The following is a 246-nucleotide window of genomic DNA, read 5'->3' on the forward strand; positions in this document are numbered from 1 at the left end:
AAGTTGGCGACACCTTGATTGTCACTGATGGCAACGGCAACACCCTATTTAACGGCCCTGTGACTCAGGACATGCTCGACAACGGCTTTGACGTTGAAGTCCCTGTCACTGCAGGCGCGACCGATGTTGATGTCACCGCGCAAGTGATTGATATCGCCGGTAACCCATCTGCGACTGCTACCGACAACCAGCCTGTGGACAATGTTGCCGCACCTGCACCCACCGTTGAATTCAGCGGCATGGGCA

General features: G+C 55.7%; 1 protein-coding gene. It reads left to right on the forward strand.

Going from position 1 to position 246, the window contains the following annotated elements; all coding sequences use genetic code 11:
- Positions 1 to 246: hypothetical protein (locus H5181_RS20500; RefSeq protein WP_182751900.1), on the forward strand; the 246-nt coding region annotated here is incomplete at both ends.

Source organism: Shewanella sp. SG44-2 (assembly GCF_014164215.1).
GTDB lineage: Bacteria > Pseudomonadota > Gammaproteobacteria > Enterobacterales > Shewanellaceae > Shewanella > Shewanella frigidimarina.